The sequence below is a fragment of the Haladaptatus ordinarius genome (assembly GCF_054177595.1).
The window spans coordinates 1-6,842 of sequence record NZ_JBPEHH010000159.1 but is presented as its reverse complement, the minus strand read 5'-3'; the positions used below and the strand labels follow the sequence as shown (position 1 = coordinate 6,842).

The following is a 6,842-nucleotide window of genomic DNA, read 5'->3' as shown; positions in this document are numbered from 1 at the left end:
CCGCGAAACACCTGAGAACACGCTGAATTAAAGCGGTGTGAGTCAGCCCATCTCGTCCGACCGACGGACGAGACAGTGCCTCTCCATGGGCCAGTGCCTTGCCGGACAAAATCCCCGGCAAGAGTACGCCGGAGGGAATAGAACAATTCCCTCCGGCAGAACGCTGTGCGTGTAGCCCGCCATGTCGCTGCCAAGGGTGTGTCTGAAATCTCATTGTAGGGGAATGCCACGCCCTTAAAGGGCGTGGTAGCTTACTCACCGACTAATTCTCAGAGAACAGTCGCCACCAAAGACGGTCTGAAATGACGATGCCAAGATACCCCCCGAGAACCATCACCAGAAACGGGGTGATTGCATCGGTGATTGTATCGACCGCGAACAAATTCAGTAGGCCCACAAGGTCTACCGCGATTGCAAGCGCGGCTATCACGGTCAGTGTTATGAGCAGTTGGGGTTGGATCAGGGAGGGACTCCCAGATTCGAGGCTGTCGGCCATAGATTCATTTTATAGAATTGTCTACATATATGTTCGGTTGACCGGAATGTACGTTAACAGACCCACCTATCGGTTGTTTCAGTAGCTATAGTATCGAATAATAGGATTTCAACAAGGCCACGCAAACCCTGAACTTCGAACGCTCGGGACTCCTCCACGTTCACACAGAGTGAATGTCAATCTTCTTGTAGCAATGATTCATCACCGTACTTCTCACGGAGCGAGCGTAAATACTCACGTTGATCACGAAGCCGAGTGGTCGGTTCAGCATACGTATAGTCGAACATTTCATCTGGGTCGGCATCGTGTGACTCCACCGGTTCGATCAGATTTGCAAGGGTGTCTTCAATTTCAGAATCAATGCGACTCATCACGTTGTCGTCAATGCGATCCGTGTTGCGGAGGAACGATTCGAACCGACTCAGTGGGTCACGCTGGCGCCAGCGTTCTACGTCTGCTTGGTCACGATACACTGAGGGGTCATCGGCAGTCGTGTGTGCGCCGAATCGGTATTGAACCGCCTCGATCAGAGTCGGACGTTGGCGACCGTCGGTCGGTTGTTTTGCCTTTTCGCGAGCAGCATGCGTTACGGTATACATCGCAAGTGGATCCATGCCGTCGACCTGCACGCCTTCGAAACCATAGGCATGAGCTTTCTGTGCAAAGGTTGCACTGGCGGTCTGGCGCTCTGTGGGGACAGAGATAGCCCACTGGTTATTATTGCAAATGAACACCGCCGGAACGTCGAAAACGCCAGCGAAATTGAGTGCCTCATGGAAATCACCCTCCGACGTCGCACCGTCACCGAAGTGTGCAACCGTCACGTGGTCATCATTTCGTAATTTCGCTGCCCATGCCATCCCAACGACGTGGGGGAGGTGATCGCCGATGGTGATATTGAGCGGTAAGATGTTTTTGTCCGCGAGTGCTGCGTTCCCGTGCTCATCACCAGCCCAGTACAGTAAGTACTCCCATGGGAATCCACGTGCGACAACAGTTCCGTGTTCGCGGTACTGGTAAGAGATGATATCATCATCGGCCAGTGCATACGTGGACCCGATTTGTGCACCCTCTTGGCCAGCAAGTGATGAGTAGGTTCCAAGGCGACCCTGCCGCTGTAGACTGATGACACGCTCATCGAATTGGCGACAAAACTGCATATCGCGGTACATTGCCACGAACGTCTCGTCATCGAGGTCAGGCACGAGCTCTGGTGTGACAACGTGGCCTTTAGCGTCCAATACTTGTATCCGATCGCTCGGATTACGTGATAACAGCTCAGTTGCGCTTGTCATTCACTATCGAATACGTTGCTCAACCGGTCACAAGAAACGTAGGGTTCTCACAAAGAATCGCTTCAGCAATGAACGAATCACATATTGTCTTTACAGAAAGTTCGAGGAGAAAGCCCCGCCGTGAACGGCGGCGATGAATCCGACAACTCCGCCACAACCGCCTGTATTAAGCCCTCTGACAGCGTATTGGCCGGTAAGCACAACGGGAAAAATTGGCGGTTGGATTGGGGTCCACCCGGACGACGAAGGCTACCATACCGTTCCCGCGAGGGCGTCACCGAGGTCGTGGTGTCACGACAGGCAAAAAGCACCCCTCACTCGCTTGTGCCTGCCCACCGTGGCATGAAGGGCAGGCAGGCCGATGGCACGGCCCGTGCCCGGACGTGGGGAAACCTGCGACCGGGGGCATCCCTGCCGTCTCTTCGAGACGAACGGGATGCACGGTGCAAGCGGATACCGCGTCCGAATGGACGCGCAACACGCCATGACAGCTACTGCATCTTCTAATCTCGTGGATCCGTCTCTAACACTCTGAAAGTCCACGTATTTCACCTTACCCCGACGTAGTCTTGCGTTCAACAAGACAAGTAAAGTGTATGACTCCCGTCCTGTTCACTACACGATAACGACGGAGTTGCCCAAAACGGGTCTTGGGAAAATCGACCGACAGAAGCTTATCGACACATACGATCTCGAGAGCGTCTGAGCATAGTTGGCCGATTTTGGCTATGCAAGACTTTGGGCGACACTCGCCAAGTCCGCAGTGGTGGCAGTCGCAAGCTTCTCGTTCGTGAATTGCAGCCGTTGTCTCGGGCATCCAACACCTAGTATGCTCGAAAAACCAACTGATAAATATCATACACTACATTTAATATAAATTAGATTGAATGATGAATTGCATAATGAAAATTGATAGAAGGTCACTGATCAAAGGAATTGGCGCAGCAGGTACCACGCTTCTCGTTACTGGATTTGCATTGGCGAGCGACGGGCAAGCACGCTACTTGGTTCGAGGTAGCAAGGATATAGCGACGGCAGTGGCCGGTGCAGGGTTTGAGGTGACAAATGAACTAGCTGACGGGGCAGTGTTACTGGTGACGGGTCCCGACGGTGCTGTGGAGGATCTCCAAAACATCCGTGGTGTCGCGGACGCCATGCACGACATTGAGTTCGAATTACAAGACCCGGTCGCAAACGCTGATGGGGAGGCGGCCGGACTTCCCGAGACGCCTGAGGACGCGTACAACGAACTGCTCTGGGATAAACAGATGCAGCAAGTAGAGGAAGCCCATGAGTATGCCACTGGAGCGGGGCGAACCATTGCGATTATCGACACTGGCATCGACCATGAGCATCCCGACCTCAACGTCGATGTCGAGAACAGCGTGGCCGTCGTCGAGGGTGAACTCGTTGACCATACTGGTGCAGAACATTACCACGCGACCCACGTCGCCGGGACTGCGGCTGGCACGGGCGACGAACTTATGACGGGGACTGCGCCCGGGGCGACACTCATCTCCGTGCGCGTCCTGTATGGTGGATCCGGTTCGTTCGGGGATATCATGGTTGGAATGGAATACGCGGGCAACGTGGGCGTTGACGCGGCGAACATCAGCTTAGGGTTCATGGCCCCGCCGCAGAACCTCGGCGGGCTTGTCGGGCAGTTAAAGCAGATGTACGAACCCGTCGCCAATCGAGCCACCCACAATGGGACGTTGCTCGTAGGGTCGGCGGGCAACGACGATACTGACCTCCAAGGCGGCTGGTTACGGCTCTGGAATGGGCTCGCCGGAGTCCTCGGCGTCAGCGCGCTCTCCCCGGACGGTGAGCGAACCTTCTACTCGAACTACGGGACGAATATGGTTGACGTCGGCGCACCCGGCGGAACGTACGAAGACATCATCCGAACGTACGCTGGATATGCGGAGTGGATCAAAGCAGGCGAACCCTTGACACCCGCGGACGACCCGCGCGTCCCGGGCACGGAAACACACGTCTGTTTCGATGACGATGGAAACCTCGTCGCGGCAACGAGTGAGGATGCCGAGGAGGCGGCGGTATGTTATCCCGCCACCATTCCCGAGTGGCCATACCCGTTCAATCTCGTGTTCTCGTCCATGCCAGCGGGAGAATACAGTTGGCTGGCCGGGACATCGATGGCGGCTCCGCAGGTTACAGGCCTCGCAGCGTTGGTTCGTGAACTCAATCCCGACGCGAGCGCTCGACAGGTAGAGAATGCCATCAAGCAGGCCGCGGAGGGCGAAAATGGACAGAGTGATCCCGTCCTTGGTGCAGGACGTGTGAACGCACTGAAGACTGTCGAACAGCTCAGATAGCACCTGCGTTACAGGGCTACGAACAGAGAAACCTGCGACCGAAGCGAACGAGGTGTAGAGTCAGCCACCCACGACTGAAGTCGTGTGTTACTGACATGACCGTTGAGTCCACCGATCTAACACCAAATTACCGGCAGTTGTCCGGTGAGATGTTCGACCGGCGAATTGCCGGGCTGCTGTCACAAACGTCGTGCTGCAGACAGAGGGCGTCTTCAGCACGACCGTCAGTACATGACAGCAGACGAGTCACTGTTCACCATCGCGGTGAAGTAATCGCAAGCGGACTGAACGGCTGATATCCGCCCGCTTACCTCACTCGACCGGCTGAGCTTCGGGGAATTGATAGCTCCCGTTGATGACGGGCTTGCGCGGTTGGTAGAGCCGAACCATGTAGTTCCATCCCTCTGGTGTGTAGAGGAAGTTCGGCTGGTCAGGGTCACCACCGAAATGGATCGTGACGCTGCCGTCATCGGCTCGCTCGGCGGTCACGTTGTTGATCGAATACGCGTCGTACTTGTTCTTCTCGAGATACCAGTCGTTATTGTAGACGGTGACCGACCAGAACGCGTCAACGGGGACATTCTCGACGGTGAGTGTGTGTGGCGTTGTGCCGTCATTCTGGGCGGGAGTCCGTGAGAGAATTAATGCTTCCGACGGTTCCGGAACGCCGGTCCACCCTGCCGTACTGGCAATGAAAAATTTCACCGGGTCGACCTGGCCGACGTCACCAAACGCGTCTGAGAAGTCATCTAGCGTGAGTCCGACTGTTATGAGCGCGTCGTTGATTTGTTTAAATGATTGTGGATCCCAGTTGGGAATCTCGAACGACCCAGCCGATGATTGCTTCACGACGATATCGTCCTGAAGTTGCCGGACTTGTTTCACATCGTCCGGATCGTCCGGATCAACAAATGTGCGAAAATTGACGCCAACATACCGAGTCTCTATGAGATCTTGTGTTATCGTGTACGTGCCAGGTTCGGTGACACACATCTTCACATATTGGTCCTCATTCTGCACATTCATTGACTGGTAGCGGTCACCGGTGTCTGGTTTCGTGATGGTGACTGGCTCGGTCAGATCGAACACCCCCGCTGAGTAGAGCGTGTCACGATTCTCTTGGATAGTCAACTGATCCTCGATGGGGGCAAAATTTCTGAGATGATAGAATTGTCCGAACCCGCCGTTGTTGATGATTGACTGCCATGCAGCATGACAGTTGGCGCGTGGGTAGTTCGCCCATGTCACCGGGACTGCATCGGTATTGTCTGTCGTCTGTTGTTGCACCTGGTGGGCGGCTGGATTCGGGCTGTCTCGGTGGGCGCTGGCACTGCCGACGCCCATCGCGAGTAAGCCGGCAAGACTTGTTCCGCGAAGTGCGGTTCGACGTGTTGCCTGCAGCGGTTCGAATTCCGTTTCAGTCGTTTTGTTGTGTGTGTCTTTGTCCATGGCTGTTGCCTCGCTCGAGCGGTGCCCAACAATACTGCCTCACCCGACTTGCACCCCATACGACAGACCCATAGAAAAAAGAGAAGGACTGTTAATCGAGAATATCGGTGCTGGAAAGAGTCTCAATGTTCCTTACATGGCGCGACTCGAACGGTCTCCCCTGGCAAATGCCGCCAGAAAGCCGTGTCCAAACGACATAACAAACCACGATTGGCCTGCTTTCTTACTGGAATAAACCTGCCTGTTAAACTCGCCTATTCACGCGGGTATCCTACGATTCTCGGGTGAATTCTACGGTTCTCCCATTTAATGTCATAATTACTATATGTACCCCTGTCCATGTGCTATTGGATATGCACAAACAGACACGTACCCATGCAGTTGTTCTGCTACTCATAGTTGTTCCTGCGATGACGGTTGTACCCATGACGGCGATGGCACAATCACAACCACAAATCGAGGAAACGGTCGTTGTCGAGCAGGGAGAGACGGTTGACGGCGATCTTTTAGCTACCGCTAATACTGTCATCGTCCGTGGAACGGTTGAGGGCGACCTCAGGGCGTCTGCCAGACGCGTTATTGTCGAGAGAACTGGCACCGTTCAGGGAGATGTCGCGGTGAATAGCCAGAATCTCGTTATCGCTGGGACCGTCGGAGAGGATGTCGAGTCCCAAAGCCAGTACATCACGATTGACGGAACCGTTGAAGGGGACGTGAAGTCCAGAAGCCAGCAACTGACCATTGGCCAGCCCGCGACCATTGAGGGGGGAGTCGAGGTGGAGGCACAGGATCTAGTGCTTGCAGGGACAATCAACGAAGATGTGCGATCACGAAGCGGATCGCTCACTGTCGCTGGGACAGCACGGCTCGGCGGGGATCTCACCTTCAGTGCGGTCACGTTCGACCGCGAACCCGGAGCGAAAATCGCAGGTGACGTCCAACGTGTCTAATGGGACAACAGTCCAACGCGATGCAGCGAGCTCCCTCGATATCCACCCGCTAAACGTCTTCAACCAGCGAGTGAATCAATTGGGAGCAATCCTCGATGCGCTTACGTGGACAGAAGGAATCCCGTCCGTTCCAGACCGAGTAGTACAGTAGCAAGTGTAGTGAGGGTGTCATAGAAGAGTTCTCACACCCTGATCACGCATTCGTATTCGGTTAAGAGGCTAAATCGCAAGCCGACGGCTACCTGAACTCGTAGAGCGAAGGGGAGGTTGTATGAGACTCTCCCCGGATGCAATTACATCGCTGCTGACTTCGCTC

5 protein-coding genes are annotated in these 6,842 nt (G+C 54.9%); 2 read left to right on the top strand and 3 right to left on the bottom strand.

Annotated features, from left to right (window positions below):
- Positions 1-262: 262 nt before the first annotated feature.
- On the bottom strand, positions 263-496 hold the full coding sequence (locus ACR3FF_RS25030; RefSeq protein ID WP_458190833.1) for a hypothetical protein: 234 nt from the start codon (positions 494-496) through the stop codon (positions 263-265).
- Between the two features lie 176 nt (positions 497-672).
- Positions 673-1,791: a pyruvate dehydrogenase (acetyl-transferring) E1 component subunit alpha gene (gene pdhA, locus ACR3FF_RS25025; protein WP_458190832.1), complete on the bottom strand. Its 1,119-nt coding sequence runs from the start codon at positions 1,789-1,791 to the stop codon at positions 673-675.
- A 902-nt stretch (positions 1,792-2,693) separates the two neighbouring features.
- On the opposite strand from pdhA, the gene ACR3FF_RS25020 reads away from it, so the two are divergent.
- Positions 2,694-4,127 (top strand): S8 family peptidase, encoded by a 1,434-nt coding sequence (locus tag ACR3FF_RS25020; RefSeq protein WP_458190831.1) that lies wholly within the window; start codon positions 2,694-2,696, stop codon positions 4,125-4,127.
- A gap of 312 nt (positions 4,128-4,439) precedes the next feature.
- Here the strand turns inward: ACR3FF_RS25020 and ACR3FF_RS25015 are convergent, their stop codons facing one another.
- Positions 4,440-5,576, bottom strand: a complete 1,137-nt coding sequence (locus ACR3FF_RS25015) for a DUF1214 domain-containing protein (protein WP_458190830.1) — start codon at positions 5,574-5,576, stop codon at positions 4,440-4,442.
- A 353-nt stretch (positions 5,577-5,929) separates the two neighbouring features.
- Here ACR3FF_RS25015 and ACR3FF_RS25010 point away from each other — a divergent pair, with 353 nt between their 5' ends.
- Positions 5,930-6,526 (top strand): bactofilin family protein, encoded by a 597-nt coding sequence (locus ACR3FF_RS25010; protein ID WP_458190829.1) that lies wholly within the window; start codon positions 5,930-5,932, stop codon positions 6,524-6,526.
- Positions 6,527-6,842: the final 316 nt, after the last annotated feature.